Source organism: Chlorogloeopsis fritschii PCC 6912, assembly GCF_000317285.1.
In the GTDB taxonomy this organism is placed as follows: domain Bacteria; phylum Cyanobacteriota; class Cyanobacteriia; order Cyanobacteriales; family Nostocaceae; genus Chlorogloeopsis; species Chlorogloeopsis fritschii.
In genome coordinates this window covers 16,390-32,579 of sequence record NZ_AJLN01000094.1, presented here as the reverse complement: position 1 = coordinate 32,579, position 16,190 = coordinate 16,390, and the positions used below count along the sequence as shown (strand labels likewise).

Annotated in this window: 15 protein-coding genes and 1 tRNA gene; 2 read left to right on the top strand and 14 right to left on the bottom strand. The window is 41.7% G+C overall.

What is annotated here, in order from left to right:
* Positions 1 to 3: 3 nt before the first annotated feature.
* From UYC_RS0117970 to UYC_RS0117960, 3 genes are all read right to left on the bottom strand, one after another.
* Positions 4 to 402: a type II toxin-antitoxin system VapC family toxin gene (locus UYC_RS0117970; protein WP_016875933.1), complete on the bottom strand. Its 399-nt coding sequence runs from the start codon at positions 400 to 402 to the stop codon at positions 4 to 6.
* Between the two features lie 6 nt (positions 403 to 408).
* The gene (locus UYC_RS0117965) at positions 409 to 642 is read right to left on the bottom strand and encodes a hypothetical protein (protein ID WP_016875934.1); all 234 of its coding nucleotides are present in this window, start codon (positions 640 to 642) and stop codon (positions 409 to 411) included.
* A 109-nt stretch (positions 643 to 751) separates the two neighbouring features.
* Positions 752 to 3,337: a tetratricopeptide repeat protein gene (locus tag UYC_RS0117960; protein WP_016875935.1), complete on the bottom strand. Its 2,586-nt coding sequence runs from the start codon at positions 3,335 to 3,337 to the stop codon at positions 752 to 754.
* Positions 3,338 to 3,896: 559 nt separating this feature from the next.
* Here UYC_RS0117960 and UYC_RS0117955 point away from each other — a divergent pair.
* On the top strand, positions 3,897 to 4,628 hold the full coding sequence (locus UYC_RS0117955; RefSeq protein WP_016875936.1) for a hypothetical protein: 732 nt from the start codon (positions 3,897 to 3,899) through the stop codon (positions 4,626 to 4,628).
* A gap of 108 nt (positions 4,629 to 4,736) precedes the next feature.
* Here the strand turns inward: UYC_RS0117955 and UYC_RS0117950 are convergent, their stop codons facing one another.
* The 5 genes from UYC_RS0117950 to UYC_RS0117930 all read right to left on the bottom strand — a co-directional run bounded on the left by UYC_RS0117950 (position 4,737) and on the right by UYC_RS0117930 (position 10,136).
* Positions 4,737 to 6,068, bottom strand: coding sequence for an ABC transporter substrate-binding protein (locus UYC_RS0117950; protein ID WP_016875937.1), 1,332 nt, complete (start codon positions 6,066 to 6,068; stop codon positions 4,737 to 4,739).
* A gap of 338 nt (positions 6,069 to 6,406) precedes the next feature.
* Positions 6,407 to 6,498 (bottom strand) — tRNA-Ser (locus UYC_RS0117945).
* A gap of 149 nt (positions 6,499 to 6,647) precedes the next feature.
* Positions 6,648 to 7,580: a 15-cis-phytoene synthase CrtB gene (crtB, locus tag UYC_RS0117940; protein WP_016875938.1), complete on the bottom strand. Its 933-nt coding sequence runs from the start codon at positions 7,578 to 7,580 to the stop codon at positions 6,648 to 6,650.
* Entirely contained in the window at positions 7,564 to 9,030 is a 1,467-nt protein-coding gene (gene pds, locus UYC_RS0117935; protein WP_016875939.1) for a 15-cis-phytoene desaturase, read from the bottom strand. Before pds ends, crtB begins: the two co-directional genes overlap by 17 nt.
* Positions 9,031 to 9,248: 218 nt before the next feature.
* Positions 9,249 to 10,136 carry a PhzF family phenazine biosynthesis protein gene (locus UYC_RS0117930; protein ID WP_016875940.1) on the bottom strand — a complete coding sequence of 296 codons (888 nt, stop codon included), beginning with the start codon at positions 10,134 to 10,136 and terminating at the stop codon, positions 9,249 to 9,251.
* A 486-nt stretch (positions 10,137 to 10,622) separates the two neighbouring features.
* Between UYC_RS0117930 and UYC_RS0117925 the strand changes: the two genes are divergently transcribed.
* Positions 10,623 to 11,750: a glycoside hydrolase family 3 N-terminal domain-containing protein gene (locus tag UYC_RS0117925; RefSeq protein ID WP_016875941.1), complete on the top strand. Its 1,128-nt coding sequence runs from the start codon at positions 10,623 to 10,625 to the stop codon at positions 11,748 to 11,750.
* Positions 11,751 to 11,772: 22 nt separating this feature from the next.
* On the opposite strand, the gene UYC_RS0117920 is transcribed toward UYC_RS0117925, so the two are convergent.
* The 6 genes from UYC_RS0117920 to UYC_RS0117895 form a co-directional block, all read right to left on the bottom strand.
* Positions 11,773 to 12,759: a Vgb family protein gene (locus tag UYC_RS0117920; RefSeq protein ID WP_016875942.1), complete on the bottom strand. Its 987-nt coding sequence runs from the start codon at positions 12,757 to 12,759 to the stop codon at positions 11,773 to 11,775.
* 70 nt (positions 12,760 to 12,829) lie between these two features.
* A complete protein-coding gene (locus tag UYC_RS0117915) occupies positions 12,830 to 13,627 on the bottom strand; it encodes a glucose 1-dehydrogenase (RefSeq protein WP_016875943.1) in 798 nt (265 codons plus the stop codon).
* Positions 13,628 to 13,653: 26 nt separating this feature from the next.
* A complete protein-coding gene (locus tag UYC_RS0117910) occupies positions 13,654 to 14,088 on the bottom strand; it encodes a MerR family transcriptional regulator (RefSeq protein ID WP_016875944.1) in 435 nt (144 codons plus the stop codon).
* A gap of 261 nt (positions 14,089 to 14,349) precedes the next feature.
* Positions 14,350 to 14,871 carry a hypothetical protein gene (locus tag UYC_RS0117905; RefSeq protein ID WP_016875945.1) on the bottom strand — a complete coding sequence of 174 codons (522 nt, stop codon included), beginning with the start codon at positions 14,869 to 14,871 and terminating at the stop codon, positions 14,350 to 14,352.
* Between the two features lie 3 nt (positions 14,872 to 14,874).
* Positions 14,875 to 15,414 (bottom strand): hypothetical protein, encoded by a 540-nt coding sequence (locus tag UYC_RS0117900; protein WP_016875946.1) that lies wholly within the window; start codon positions 15,412 to 15,414, stop codon positions 14,875 to 14,877.
* Positions 15,411 to 16,178 carry a TIGR04255 family protein gene (locus UYC_RS0117895; protein WP_016875947.1) on the bottom strand — a complete coding sequence of 256 codons (768 nt, stop codon included), beginning with the start codon at positions 16,176 to 16,178 and terminating at the stop codon, positions 15,411 to 15,413. The genes UYC_RS0117900 and UYC_RS0117895 overlap by 4 nt, the downstream gene beginning before the upstream one ends.
* Positions 16,179 to 16,190 lie beyond the last annotated feature (12 nt).

The window sequence follows — 16,190 nt, the reverse complement described above, 5'->3', positions numbered from 1 at the left end:
AAACTACCAAATCACTGGAACTAAAGCTGATGCAGTTATATTGCGATCGCACGTTAATAACTGCACTATTTCACCTTTGCTTGCTAAAACTATTGCAGTCGCAGTAATTTGCCTATCATGCATTTCATTAATAGCGGATAAGCTCATAGTTATTTCAATTACATCTTTATCAAGTGGATAAATTAACACGCGGGGATCAGCTTCAACTGCTGAAAATAAATCTTTGGCAGAAGGAATAGATGTTCTTCCTCTTTCAACAATCCAAACAGCCTCAGCTAATGTAATTGCAGGGATAACTAATTGAGAATCAGGGTTAGAAAGAATAGCGTTGGCATTTGCACCTAATCGTGAATTCCCTTCAAGAAACCAGATTAGTGCATGAGTATCGATGACATACTTCATAATTGCCTATGACCAGTCTAGTTCATCCTCGATCTCCCCATGAAATTCAGCAATTTGAAAGTCCTCTTCCGTTGATTGTTTTTCCCCAAAAAACATACCAAACTGCATTATTTGCTTTTTTGGTTTATTGTTTTTTGATTCTAAAAAAGTTACAATCACACGGCTTTCTGATATGTCTGATGGTAATTCAGAAAGTTCTATCTTACCGTGCTTGTAAACTCCTTCTATGGATTGAAACATAATTTATACCTAATTCATTAGACAGTAGCTACACTCACAAATAATTACAGCAGTAGTCTTATAACTTAAGCATTAGAGAGTTTTGCTGCTATGAAAGGCGATCGCTACCTCAGTTATTAGCAATCAACGTCTTAAACCGCTCATCTTTGAGAATTATTTCAAAATCAGAGTCGGTTTTTACCATCTCCAAGCATTCAGGATTAAGGTTAATCGCTTCTTTCAAATTCTCAAGCGTCAAGTCTACATTTTCTTGCAAAGCATAGCAACAAGCTTTATTGTAATGAGCGCCAAAGGAATCAGGAGAAAGTTCTATTGCTTTATTAAAGCTGACAAGCGCCTCCTCGTAGTGCCCTAAGAAGTACAGTGCATTGCCTCGGTTATTCCAAGCTTGCTCGTGATTGGGCTTGATTGCCAACACTTTGTCGTAGGATGTCACTGCTTCCTGATAACGCCGCAAGAAATACAAGGCATTACCACGGTTGTACCAGCCTTGCTCATCTAAGTCGAGCTTGATTTCTAAGACTTTATCGTAGGATGTAATTGCTTCTTCGTAGGAACCCAGGAAATACAGAGCATTACCACGGCAGTACCAGGCTTGCTCTAAATCAGGCTTCATGGAAAGCGCTTTGTCACAGGAGGCGATCGCTTCTTTGTAAAATCCTAAGCAAAACAGGGCATTACCCCGATTATTCCAAGCTTGATAATCGTTGGGCTGGATAATAATTGCTTTATCGTAGGAGGCAACTGCTTCCTCGTAGTGTCCCAAGAAGTACAGCGCATTGCCCCGATTATAGTAAGCTTGCTCGTAGTCGGGCTTGAGCGAGAGTGCTTGATTGCAACAAGCAAGTGCTTCTTCGTAACGCCCTAAATCTGCTAATGCTACACTCCGGCTATACCAAACTTGGTAATCTTCAGGTTTGATCCCTAAGACTTTGTGATAGGAGACAGCTGCTTCCTCGTAGCGCCCTAAGAAGTACAGGGCATTGCCTCGATTGTTCCAAGCTCGATCCAAATCGGGCTTAATGGAAAGTGCTTTGTCGTAGGAGGCGATCGCCTCTTCATAACGCTTTAATTCCTCTAACGCTACACCTCGGCTGTACCAAACTTGATAATGCTTAGGTTTGAGTGAGAGTGCTTTGTCGTAAGAGGTAACTGCTTCCTCACAGTGCTCTAGGTTTTTCAGTGCTAAACCCCGCCCGTACCAAGCCTGCTCTAAATTAGGCTTGAGTGAGAGTGCTTTGTCGTAGGAGGCAACTGCTTCTTCATAGCGCCCTAAAAAGTACAGCGCCTTACCCCGATTATGCCAAGTGTGGTAATCATCTGGCTTGATTGCTATAACCTTATCGCAACAAGCAAATGCTTCCTCATAGTACCCCAACGTATCCAAAGCTACACCCGCGTAAAACCAAATATCGGAGATTTCAGGGTTGAAAGCAATCAGCTTGTTGAAGCAGGTTAAGGCTTCTTTGGGATGATTTAAAATTGACAGCCGCCAGCCAAAATTAAAGAGCGAACTCAGCATTTTTTGGGGGTATCTGTCTGTCAGTTGCCACATTAACCGAGATAAAGGACGTATATATTCCCTTGTTTCTACCTTGGTGCCTTTGGCTTCAATTTGTCCTTTGCGGGGGCTGAGGATATGTTCAGTTTCAATTAGATAATTGAGAGCCTGATGAATTTGTCGGCGATGCCATGACTGCTGCAAGAAGTTTCCCCGCACCATCAACTGGGCAGTTGGTTCGACAATGCATCGCTCTAGTGAAATATCAAATTGGCGTAATAAATCTATAGCGTCGTAAATATATCGGCTAGCAGGGTATTTTTTGACTGCATATGTATAGCGCTTTTCCCAGATGCTCTGACAAGATTCAATGTAATGATTAGAAGTTAGGGGCAAGCCTTTATTTCTTAATAGACGCAAATTCTCGACTATATTTGTGAACGTACCGTCATTTTTGTGGGCGATCGCTAGATAATCTTCTTCCTTGGCTTTAATCTGAGTTTGGGGGACAGTATCACTCAACAACTGAATAATTGCTGTATTGTCCGGTTCTGGTAATTTATAAACTTCAAAGCGCTGCCACCATTGTTTATAGTATCTCTCCCATTGCAGTTTTTCCCATTCGCTCAACTTACCTGGAATCTTAGACTCTGTTTCATTGCCAGCAGTGGCAATCACTCGCATATTTTCTTGCCCGCAGAACTGTTCGTAAACCTCCAAAACTCGTGACAGTCGCTCCTGTATGGGCGGGATCAAAGGAGCTAACTCAAATTCCTCCGCTTGATTTGGGCTATCCATCCTTTGATTGAGATTGTCAAGCAAAAACAGTAATTTGCGATTAGCCCCAATCTTTTCCAACTGTTCTTGGGTTGGTTCATCTACCCACCTAGCTGATGTAAGCCATAAAACTGTCCAACCTTCTCTGTTATATAGTTGGGCTAATTCTGCCGCTTCTCTTGTCTTTCCTAATCCTGTTTGTCCGACAATCAAAAGCCAGCGAAATCTTTCTAATTTATCTTCTAATTCGCGCCGAAGATTGCGATCAACTACTCGCATTTGATAAGGTATGCGGGAATCTGCAATGGGATCGTTGCAGTTTGTATTGAAAACTACAGACAGAACATTTCCATTGGGTCTAATAACCTCAAAGGGAAAAGTAGAAGGAGGAGTTTGTCTAATCCGCCTATGTTGCATGTACCACCACACAAGTCTAACAACGGCAGTAATTTAAGTTATAAGTACTACGGAGAGAATATTCATTAATCTCTCATACTTTTGATATATTTATCAATCGCCTACCCGATGGCTTGAAGATTTGAGTCAAGCAAAATTTAGTTGGGTATATTACATTTTTTCTTTTAAATTCTGAGGAGTTACAGAATATATTATCCCATAACTAAAGGAACAAAGAGTTAACGTTATGTAAACGTCACTCCTTTATACTGCTCGGAGCGATCGCTGTCCGCATCTAGGCTCAATAGGTACGTTACTATGATGAAAGCCGGGTTTGTCGAGAATTTCGACTCGTTTCCATCAATGTAGAGGCAAAATTCTTCGCATTTTTACAGAAGTTTGTCATCCGTCAAACCAACTAAATATTTTTGAAGTTTTTACTCCTCAAACGTTAGCACTACCTTGAAACTATGGATGTGGGAATTTATTTTTTGAGCTTAAATGTTAAATGTTAGCAAAAAATGGTTGAAAAACCATAAGACTCGCTATCTATTGAGGTAATATCCTTTGAGGAGTGAACGTGAATACTATTGTTTTTCATAAAAAAGCTTCTGGTTTGCTGAGTTTAGCGGCGGTGGCGGTTTTAGGTGGTGGGCTACCTGCTGTTGCTCAGAGTGTAGATACAACCAGTACTCAGCAGTTAACCCAACTTTCCGAAACTGAAGTAGAGGCAAACACTCAAGCGATATCTAGTTCCTCAGTTATACCTACCCCTGGCACAGTAGCAACTTCCTCGGCTGCACTCGCTCCCCAGCATTCAGAATCGAATGCCCAAACATCTACTCCCAACGTGGCTCAAGCCGATATTGGTATCGGTACAGCAACCCGTGGAGGCTCTAGCTATATCGGTGTAGCAGCAAACATTGGTTTGAGTGGTGGCGATTCAGCTTTAGGTGATGGCAATTTTATGATTATCAGTAAAATTGGATTTACCAGAGCTTTATCAGTACGCCCATCAGCGGTACTTGGAGACGATACGGTATTTTTAATTCCTGTCAGCTATGACTTTACTTTTCAGCAGCTAGGAGATCCACTTAGTGAAGCGTTACCAATCGCTCCCTATGTTGGTGCTGGCGCTGCGATTAAAACAGGTGATGACTCTCAAGTCTCTTTGCTTTTATCTGGTGGTGTAGATGTACCACTCAATACCCAATTTACGGCGAATGCAGCTATAAATGCAGCATTTTTTGATGAAACTGATATCGGTTTATCAATAGGCGTTGGTTATAATTTTGGAGGCTTTGGCATTTAATCGGGGTTAGGAAGAGGAGAGGGGAAAAGAAGACAAGGAGAATGTAAATAAAAGTTTCTCCGCGTCTCCTTTTCTCCGCGTCGCCGCGTCTGGTGCTCTTCCTAGTTCCTACTTAGGACTAACCTGATCGATGGTCTTAATTTTGCCATCATCACCTATTGTCCAAACATCATAAACACCTACCACATCACCGTTTTCGTCAATATCCACGTTGCCACTAGCTCCTTGATAGTTAATATCTTTACCTTCTCTCAGCAATTTCAAACCTTCGCAAACATCGCTAACTTCAGTACCGGGAGCATTGGCAACATCACGGAGTTTGCTGGCAATTCCCACACCAGTGTTTTGCTTCGCTGCTTGAGCTGATAACACTAACAAGGCTGCTGCATCCCAACCGTGGGGAGTATACGGTGCTGGTGGTGCTCCTCTTTTAGATTGCCAAAGCTTGTTAAAAGCTTCTAGTCCTTTACCATTGGAACCAGGTACCGTACCTATTGCTCCAGCAGTAATGTATTTACCATCAGATGCTTTACCAACTCTTTCTGGGAATGTGTCTGACTTCACACCATCGGTGAGCATCATCTGCACTCCCTGAGTCACGCCTTGTTGATAGGCTGATTTGAGAAATAGACTACCTGTTTCTTCGTAAAATACACCCAGTACTGCGTCTGGCTTGCCTGCAAATGCGGCTTGGGCTTCAGTATCAAAGGTAGTAGCCTTGGGATCGTAGCGAACAGGTCTATTTTTATTTACTACAGTTCCCCCTAGTTTTTCAAATGCTTGCACAAATGCTTTTTCAAATCCCACTCCATAGTCGTTATTAATCACTACCGTGGCAACTCGTTTGAAACCTTTTTTATTAGCAAGTTGGGCTAAAGCTTGTGCCTGATAGATATCTGGAGGAGCAGTACGCGCCCAGTAGCTGACGTTGTCTCTTTTAAAGCCCCCTTTTGCAGCTTTTTCAGTAAATACGGGGCTGGTGCTACCAGGAGAAATCAGCATGACTTTATTCGGCACGGCGATGGAAACAGCAGCTGTGGAGACGCTGCTGGCAAAGGAACCAACTACACCTGCAACTTTATCCAATGTTGCCAGTTTTTGCATACCTGCAGCACCAGCCCTGGGATCGGTTTGATCGTCTACTTGTACCAGAGTCACGGGTTGCCCGTTCACACCACCGCAAGCGTTGACAGTGTTTACAAGTAAGGGAACAGATTGCACCATCTGCTGTCCGATCGCTGCTAAGTCACCTGTTGTTGGTAACAACGAACCAATTTTCAATCCTTGAGCGCTACCTGTGGTTGTAGTTGTTGAACCTGCTGGAGTCGCACTACCTCCATTGTTAGATGTGGTGTTGGAAGTAGTAGTTTCACAAGCTGACAAAAAACCTGTTAGTAATGTTGTTAAAGCTAGGGCAAAGGCACCAATATTCTTTTTCATATTCAAATACCCTTAATTTATGCCTGTTCTTCTGGTGAACCTTAAAGTTAGGTTCAAACATAAATGGCTTGAAAGCATATAAATGATAGCATCCTCCTTACGGAGTAAAAGGAGGTTACATATTTGCTCTAGAGCAGGGAATAGGGTTGAGGGAACAAGCTTGAAATAGCCTCTTAGTACAAAATCACCCCACTGACAAAAAATGGGTATCAAAAAAGTAATATTTATTTACGTTGTTGCCACTAAGAAAACGCGAAACGTGTTGGGTTATACTCCCAGCTGCTCTCAGTAAGATTTTCTAAAAAATAAAGACGCGATTATTATCGCGTCTTTATATACGGAGAGAGAGGGATTCGAACCCTCGGTACGGCCTTACGAACCGTACAACAGATTAGCAATCTGCCGCTTTCGACCACTCAGCCATCTCTCCAGGTCACAAATAAAGATATTAGCAAATGGTCAAGTGTAAGTCAATAGTAATTTGGAATTCTGAGTCATTGGTCACTGGTCATTTCTCATTTGTTGGTCGTTGACTGCTGATTTACTAATGACGAATGACTAATGACTAATGACTAAACTCTATAGCACTTGTGCTCGCAACCAAGCTAGTGGCAAGCTACGTAATTTTTGCCACTGCGGCACGCAGGCACGCCGATCAAATACATTGTAGTCGTTGCGTTCGATTTTCTCCAAAATTTTACTGTAGTGCATTAGAGCTGCCCACACAGGCAATCGGGCATCAGGAGATAGATAGCTAATACCCTTTTCTGCCTTGCTGTAGAATTGGCGGGTGCGCTCAATTTGAAAGCGCATTAAAGAACGCCAGCGCTCATCCACCACACCTTTGAACAAGTCTTGTTCGGTGTAGTTGAATTGTGCCAAGTCCGCTAGGGGAAGATAAATTCGCCCTCGCCGAGCATCCTCACCGACATCTCGAAGAATATTAGTAAGTTGGCTGGCAATTCCTAAGGCGATCGCTTCTTCGGTAGGGATATAAGCTGGTTGATAGTAATTCCAAGGGGCAGTATTTTGCTGGGTGTCTACTCCCATTACAGCCGTGGACATCAACCCTACCGTGCCGGCGACGCGATAACAGTACAGGTATAGCTCCTCAAAGTTTTCGTAGCGACTGCGGTATAAGTCCATGCGCTGTCCGGCGATCATATCCCGAAAAGGTTGAATATCCATCGGAAAGCGCTGGAGGGTATCCACTAGGGCTACATCAAAACTATCTACTGGGTATCCCGCAAAAATGGATTCCAGTTGCTGCTCCCATTTGTCTAAAGTTTCTGGTGTAGTAATAGCAGCTGCTGGGCCATCTACTAGCTCGTCTGTACGGCGACACCAAGCGTAAATGGCCCAAATGGCAGGACGCTTTGCTTTAGTCATCAACAAAGTGCCAAGATAAAATGTTTTGGCGTACTTTGCTGTGATTTTACGGCAAAGTTGATAGGACTCTTCCACAGAGACCGGCAGTTTCATGCGCGGAGGGGAATCAGGCAGTTGCAGCATTCGTTGCAGGCTGAGGGGTTTGCGTTTGCTCTTTTAATGAATTTGCCGCCGAGTCTGCTTCAGCGTAGACGCCCGAAGGGCTTCTCGCAGAGATCGCTTGTGCTGTTAGCTTACCGGAAAGTACGGCACCTTCCATACTACCGAGATAAGGTTGCATTGTGTAACTACCACTCAGATAGAAGTTGCTAATCGGAGTTTGCTGGGAAGGACGGTACTGTTGGCGACCAGGCGTTGCTTTGTAAACTGAACGCGGCGTTTTGACGATGTGATACTTCAATAATTTAGCTGGATTATCTCCACTAAAATGAACAGGGAAGAGTTTCTGCAACTCGGCAAGGGTTGCCTGCAAAATCTCCTCATTGGATTTTTCAATCCAATCTTCTGCCGGAGCTAGTACCAATTCCAACATCGAGCGATCTGGATCGGCATATCCACGACAGGTGTTGCTCATATCAGCATATACGCTGAGTAGAGGCGATCGCGAAAATAGCAGCTGGTCTATGTCTGTAAGTTTGCGGTCAAACCACAACTGCAAGTTTATCACGGGTACGCCTTCTAACCCTTCTAGCTTTTGGAAGAATGGTTGTTGCTTCCAAGGAGCGGGTAACATTACCTTGATCACGTCTACTGACATAGCCGAGACGTAAGCATCGGCAGTTAAAACTTCATCTGGTGCGCCATTTAACCCCCTGATCAAGAATCCCTTCACTGTTCCATCTGCGTTGAGCAAAATTTCTTTTAAAGGTGCATTTAACCGTACTTCCCCACCGTGGGCTGTAATATAATCTACCAATGGTTGGCACAATCGCTCTGTTGGAGAACCATCCAAAAAAGCCATTTTAGAGCCATCTTTTTCTTGGAGAAAGTGACTCAGAGCAGTCAGCAACACTACAGCTGAGATTTCATCCGGATTAATGAAATTCAGTGACTTTGAGGCAGCAATAAAAATGTCTTGTTGTACCTCATCATTTACACCTTGTAACTTCAACCATTTTGAAAAAGTATATTGGTCTGTTGACTCTACATACTTTTGTCCCCGGAGCATAGCTGGAACTAATCCCTTTGCTAGCTGGATTTTTTCACCCCAGGTGAGCATATCATTGTTCCGTAAAATTGCCACAATGCCGTTTAAAGGCGCTGGCAAATCCGGAAAATCAAATCTACTATAAGTTCCTGGTTTTTCGGGTTGGTTGAAGATCATTGTGTGTTTTTTCCACTGCAAACGGTCTTCAATACCCAGTTCTTTGAGTAGCTGCAACATATTGGGATAAGCCCCAAAAAAGACGTGCAGCCCAGTTTCGTACCAGTCGCCGTCTTGATCTTGCCAAGCTGCTACTAAACCCCCCAATACGTCCCGGCTTTCCAAGACAATGGGTGTATAACCTGCATCTGTGAGATATTTAGCACAGGAAAGTCCTGCTAGTCCTGCTCCGGCGATCGCTACTCGCATTTAACCTTACTGCTCTTCAATATTTCTTAATGGTTTTGCCGTACTCATTATACTTTGCAAACCGTTACATTTGCAGTCGATGACAGATGATTGTAAAAAAGCCGAGGGCAGAGAGCTTCGCCGTGCGACGCTTCTCCTCCTTTGTAGACACCCAAACAGCGGTGAGTCAGCCCGATGGTTAAGCACTGCTTTTAGTAGAATTTTAAACCCCACATTTGTCACACAAACTCACCTCTGGCAACCATTATTACCTTTCCTCCCACGTACACCTCTATAGCTGTATCTTTTTTTTCTGCTTCTAGTAGCAGTAAAGAAGGTCTTTTGATTTCATATCCCTGTTCGACTCGCACGCTGATTTTCTGTTTGCCGAAGTAGGAATATTCAGCTAAATATCCTGCCAAACATCCATTGGCGCTACCAGTTGCCGGGTCTTCTGGTATACCCAGATAATCACAAAAAACTCGTACATTGAGCTGATTGTTGGGATGATAAGTTTCCGAGCAAAAAGCAAGAATGCATTTAGCATCTGTGGTATTAATGAGCTGAAAATATTTATCTTGATTTACTTTAATTCTTTTTACTGTTTCCAGAGTCTTGAGAGGAACAATAATAAATGGTACTCCAGTTGAAACTTCTTGAATTGGAAAACGAGAATCTATTTCGTCTGCCTGGATTTTGAGGATTTCAGCAATAGTTTCTGCCGCTAGGATTTGATGAAAAGTTGGCGCTTTTTGCTGCATCCACATATATTCGACAGCATGATCAGCATACTCAACAGTGACGGGTATTTGTCCAACTTTTAAATTTAAAAATATTTTGGGAACTGGATGTTTAATAATTTCCCTTTGCAGAACATAGGCTGTACCTAAGGTTGGATGACCAGCAAAGGGAAGTTCTTGCTTAGGTGTAAATATCCTAACGTCATAACCACCAGCTTTTTGCTCAATTGAAGTCAAGAATGTTGTCTCTGAATAATTAATTTCTTTGGCAATAACTTGCATTTGCTCTGATGTAATATCTGCTGCATTTGTGAATACAGCTAACTGATTACCAGTATATTTTGATTCGGCAAACACATCTACAATGTAAAAATTAAGACTATTCATTTACAAAACTTGCTTTAGCCGTTGTTGACTAAAAGATTTTTGCATCTAGACTGTACATTATTTGTGTCTTTTATAAAAAATTTAAGTTTAAAAGTTAGTGGCAATTATCAAATTTTTATGCATCTAGCTCAAGGTATATTCTATAGAAAATTTAAAAATTATTGAGAGGATTTTTAAATATTTAAACTTTTGAAGATGTAGAGTAACTCAAAAGTATATAATTTGATTCTTATTAATTCGCTAAATTTTACAAAATTTATAACAGCAAATAATTTGTTACAGTAAATTAATAGATTTGCAGAAGTTGCAAAATATGAGCTTGTGATCGCTTGTGGTAAATTTTGAATTTGCAAGCTGAAAAAGCCTTTGTAAGTGTTTAACTTAATTTAGGCTGGCTCTATCTATCTTTGAAATAAAAATTGCATAATTTAGATATTTGATAGGAAAAACCTTATTTTTAACAGCATCAGCTATAAGGAGCAGATAATGGCAGGAGCAGAAGCTATTCAAAGCTTTGGACATCACCTGATTGTTGGTATTTCCGGTACTACTCTAAATGATGATGACAAGCGTATATTAAACGAATTAAAACCTGTAGGGGTTGTTTTATATGCTAAAAACTTTCGTTATGGCAGCCATTATGAAGATTGGCTGCTAATTTATCAGAATCTGATCGATCAGATTCGGCAGTACGCCGAACGTGACTCAATGTTTATAACTATCGATCATGAAGGAGGAACCATTCATCGCCCCTATTTACCCATAACTCGATTTCCCCATGCTTTTTTGTTGGGAGGGCGATCGCGTGAGGTTGCAACAGCAGCAGCACTAGAACTAAAGTCATTGGGAATCAACGTATCTTGGGCACCGGTGGCAGATATTTTTTCTAATCCCAACAACCCAATTATCGGGCCTCGTGCATTTGGCACTACTCCTGAAACTGCGGCAATTGGAGCGCGTGACTACTATCTAGGATTGCATGAGTCAGGAATTATTGGTTGTGCAAAACATTTTCCCGGACATGGAGACACCAGCACAGACTCTCACTTGGAACTACCGACACTGAATTTAACTATCGAAGAATTGCGAAATCGAGAACTGATCCCGTTCAAAGTTCTCATTGACGAACAAGTGCCGATGATTATGACTGCCCATATTTTATTTCCCAATATAGATCCTGACGTACCAGCAACACTCTCGCAGCCGATTCTCAACGGCATACTCAGAAAGGAACTAGGGTTTGAGGGTGTAATCGTATCTGATGATTTGGATATGAAGGCTGTCTCAGATATGTATGCCAAAAGTGGAACTGTGGCGCGGACATTTAACGCCGGCTGCGATTTGTTCATTGTCTCCCGCAACCTGCCTTCATCTTCCTTAGAACGCACCTTTGCGATCGCTCAAGATTTTGTCAATTCTTTGAGTAACGGTAGTCTTGAAGAACGCATTATCGAAGCAGCCAGAATGCGAATTGATAGCCTCTTGGCAATAACTCCGCAATATTTAGTGTCTTCCCTTGACAAAGATACACTCGTGCGTCATGCAGAATTGGCGATCGCTTGTTCTTTTCACAAACCTGTGGTGACAGAAAATGTTGTTGGGCAGAGTTTGTAGGCATCCTAAAAGACGCAACAACTTAACGTGACAGCGTGAAACGACGGATGAAGAAGCGATCGGGGATTTGTTTTTCCCGCCCAGGAACAAGACGGTGGCGAATGCGTGCTTCCGTAACCCAGATCTCGCGATCGCTCACAGTTAAGTTAACGGGTGACTCCATACCACGAGCCAAGGTTTCTATAGATTTGGGTTGAGTGCCAGGGGAAAGTGCATCAATGCGTAGGAGGCTGCCGTTACCGCTCTTGATCGCACCTTCCGTGACAAGCAAACGCCCATCAGACGCGAACTGCATCCCGTCAGGATTTTCCAACTTGCGTACAAGGGGTATAGGCTCAACTTTCACACCACCTGGGGGCTGAGGTATCACTTTCAGTAATTCTCCAGCAGAGAACAAACCGACGATGGTTGTACCATCAGATCTACGCGCAATACCAGCAAGTCCTATTTCTTTGGAGCTAAAGCGTCTGTCTTCTGCCCAAATCTGGAGTTGAGTTGCTCCAGGCGCGAGATAGTGGATGCGCGGGCGCGAACTGTCTGTGACATAAACGCCGCCATCTTCATCGAGTGCAATATCGTTACCAAAACCACCATCGGGCATTAATATGACACGCAAAATTTTACCCGTGCGCGTATCAATAGCAAAAATCCGATGTGGGCGACGGATAGTTTCACCATTTGGAGTGCGAACTCCCAGAAAGTCGGAAGAAGTTCCCCAAAGGATTCCTCGCCGTTCATCTAGCCGCAGAGCATTGGCAGCAAACACTTGGTCACTTCCGGCAAAGAAGGTTTCTATTTTGCCTTGAGGATTGATACGCAGTATTCGTCCGCTTGTTACTGAACCAACGTACAAAGTACCGTTGCTGGCGCGTGTAATTCCATTTGGATATTGAAAATTAGAAGGTAGTTCGATAGGGGCTAGCACGCGCACGACGGGCGCAGCTAAGGACTGAACTGAGCCAAAGGTAAACACTACAATTGCAGTCGTATAAAGGAATTTCTTCAGCATGAAATTAATTAATCACTATCAACTACATTGTTTCTTCTAGTAACCAACAAGACAGCATCAAACCTCTTCCCTAGCCCCTATTTTCATTTAATTCTTGCAACCAATTTCTTATACCTGGAATAGTCCACCCACCATCAACTAAAATACTTTGACCGTTCATAAATGAAGCAGCGTCTGAACATAGCCAAAGAACAGTTTCGGCAACTTCTTGTGGGGTTCCCAAACGTTGCATGGGAGTATGGGCAATAAAAGGCTTGAGAAACGCCTCATCATTACCAAACCGACGCAGCATTGGTGTATCTATAATGCCAGGATTAATGTTGTTTATACGGATACCAAATTGAGCAAATTCAAGAGCTGCCGATCGCATTAACCCATCAATTCCAGCTTTGCTAGCGGAATAAATAGTCGAACCCACCAATGCGCCAACTGCTAGCCAGGAAGAAGTGTTCACAATTACCCCACCCGAACCCTGTTTCAGAAATGCCTCAATTTCATGCTTCATGCATAGCCAGACTGCTTTCAGGTTGACAGCGATCGTTCTATCCCAATCCTCTTCCTTGAGCTCCAGCATGGGAGCAAAAACACCTTCCGTTCCAGCGTTGTTAAAAGCACAGTCTAATCTACCGTAAATTTCAATAGTTTTAGAGATGAGCCTTGTGATTTCTTCACTTCTAGAAACATCCGTTTGAATAAATGTAGCTTCACCACCAGTTTCCTGAATCAGCCGAACGATTTCTTGTCCTTCTTGCTCGCGTCTAGCTGCGATCGCAACTTTTGCGCCTTCTCTGCCAAAAGCGATCGCGCTGGCACAACCAATCCCAGAATTGCCCCCAGTCACGAGGACAACCTTATTTTGGAATCGCATTGATAGTCTCCTTGCTATTTATTTCATTAGGCTTCAGACTCTAACGCTTGTTTCAGATAGTCATTCCAGAAAATACAGTTGCGATCGCTTTCTCCCTTTGCTTCTAGTTCTTGATAGTGTTCAATTTTCAACTCAATCACCTGTAGGTGATGAGCCAATTCTTCAAGATTTTGCTTAACTTTGTCGCGGTGTGCCTCCAAAAGCAGGCGTCTTTCTCTGACATCATGAGGATTTTCACGAACTAGATTTGCAAAGGCAAGAACTTGTTGAATCGACATCCCTGTTGTTCGCAGTCGCACTAGGAATTCCAACCAAGCAACATCCTCAACAGAATATCGCCTATGCCCGTTGGCTGCCCGTTGAATCGGAGCCAAAAGCCCAACTTTTTCGTAGTATCGTAAAGCGTGGACGCTTAAACCTGTTGCCTCTGCAACTTGTTGGATGGTTAATTCCCTAGTCATGAAAAAACTCTACAAGTTAGAGTACGCTCTAAGTCAATACCCTAGTTATGACTAAATAGTCGCACTAGTCGAACTATACGGAAAAGGAGATGTTAAATCCAAATATTCCAACTCTGGAAGACGCTTATAGACAGCCTTCAGTCCCTTGTAATGCTCCCTTGCCGCTTGCTTATCTCCCCTAGCCTTAGCTTCTGCCAGCTTTTATAGTCTAAAACAGCGTACTATTTGCAAAAAAATATTGTGAACTTCCTTATAAAACTTTCACTGTAGGTATTGTTTAGCCCACTCTTGAGCTTTCTGTTTATATGATTCACTAACTTCATCTATATACTTTGCAGCTATTTTACGCATATTAATTTTGTTTGGGTCTGACTTAATAAAATCTGCAAAGTTACCATTACATTTAAGGAAAATTTCTATAGCTGCTGTTAACTTATTATCATCAGTAGTACACAATTCATAGTGTAAGTGGCCTACTGTAGGTATAGGGAAATTAAAAACTTCGACCTTGCTCACTTCAATTCCTACATTTCTAAAGCAGGATTCATTTAAACCAACTAAGTTTACAGTATCGAGATGCCCTTTTCTCAGAAGGATTCCTAATGAAATTTTCTCTAAATCTTCAGGAGAAGAAGGTAGCCATAATGAGGGAAAACCTTTTCCCTCCTTAATATCTCTCAGGTATCGTTCAGCGTGTTCTGAAGATAGAATCGCCTTCTGTTGTTTACCTGCTTTCCAGATCGCAAGGCTTTTAACACTCCTGTAGTAAGGTAATTCACTCACACCTTATAGAGACTCCAAGTATTCACGTACAAATGTACTTTCTTCATTTTTAAGTAAATTCTTGGCTTCTGCAAGTATTTTTTCAGCAATAGAAACTTCTCCTAAAGCAAAACTTATTGCCTCTAAAGCAGCATATCTCACTTCGTCGGCAGGATGCTGTAGAAGAACACTTATTATGGAAGCTGCATCCTGAGAATGGTCTTCACTTTCTAAAAGAGGCCCCAGAAGTCGTGTCACAGTTATAAGTTGAAAAACATCCAATTTTTTAATATCCTTCTTCAGGAAGTTTATGTCTTCTTTAGAAAGTCTAAGATGACCTTCCATAATTTCATCTCGAATCTCTTCTACTCTATTCTCAAAGTCAGAAATATCTAGATTGGAGAACAAGTAAAAGGACGTATTGTATTTCCATGCTATTGGTTCTAGCTTATGTTTTTGAGCTTGTTGTGCCTTTCTAAATATTTTATAGTATTCTTGACTACTACCACTGCTAGTAGTAAAATCCAAAATCTGATCTTTATCTGGAGCAAGTAATTTACTCATTTGAAAAGCTCCTTTGTTTGATCGGTAATGCTCTTAAAAAATATTTCGTCTCTAAAACTTCGCAAATTTAATTCAAAAATATTTTTAATTTCTTCATCATCATGCTGAAGATTGACTTGTTGAAAAACATCTATATCAAATATCAAAGGAACTACTCTCTCACCCTTTTCATTTTCGGTAACTTGACCTATTGTTTGATTAATAATTGCTTTTGATGGTCGATAATCTGCATGGGCTACAATTATTCGCATGAAATAGTCTTCCATTATTACCGATAAATCATTCGATATCTCTGGTACTGTTTTTATATAATTTTTTAACTCTACAGTTCCTGTAGCTGGTATCAAAATTTGGTTGATATATCTTAGAGCAAGACGAGTGACTTTAACAGGAGATGTTAATTGAGCATATTTTTCCCAAAGCTGATTTGCTTCTGTGTAGAAACTTTCCCAACTTTCGTAGGGTTTTAACCTACTAAAGGTAAATCCATTTAATCTAGCTTGGACAACTCTTTTTTCATCTTGAGAAACAAAAATATATCCCTCTGGTTTATTAGATATAGGAAGTAATTGAGGATGTATCTCATCAAGATTATCTAGTTTTAATTCAATACCTCCTTGAAATGCCATTCTTTTTTGAATATTAGGAAAAGACTCTTTGACTTCTTCGTGAAAAGTTAGTAAAATTTCATGATTAAAACTATCACGAAGATTAACTGTTATATCGAAGATTGCTTCAGTAATAGGTGGGTTAGGAAATATCATTTTTCATTTATT